At 36.8% G+C, this 410-nt stretch carries 1 pseudogene; it reads right to left on the reverse strand.

The annotated features are described in order from the left end of the window. Nucleotides 1-410 (reverse strand): annotated as a pseudogene (locus NL42_RS18085) (hypothetical protein); the annotation flags it as partial.

Genomic DNA, 410 nt, shown 5'->3' on the forward strand with positions numbered 1-410 from the left:
TTAGATAGCCAAGCTTATACATTGCTGGTATTTCAATATTTGCATCTTGTAGCATTGCCAAGCAGTCTGCTTTAGTAAGCTCCGCCTCAATAAGAGGGAAGTAAGTTTTGAGAGTAGGATTATTATCCTCAAACTCTTCCGCTCGTCCGATTTCAGTTAAGTCATATCCGAATACATGTAAGTCTCCATATTCTTGAAATGAACCACGAGGAATTCTCTTTAACTGAGTTGTGCACGGGGCACCATTAGGGCCTTTTAAAAAATTCCTTCTACTGAAAACTTCATAAATTGAATTTTTACCTTCAGGATATTGGGGGTTATAAAGTTTAATAATTTCTTGACCAAACCATTGCTGGCACTCATTAAAGAAACGTTCATTGTCGAAATGCTCTTCAATAATAGGGCTATTA

It is taken from the genome of Acinetobacter sp. GN11 (assembly GCF_054823985.1).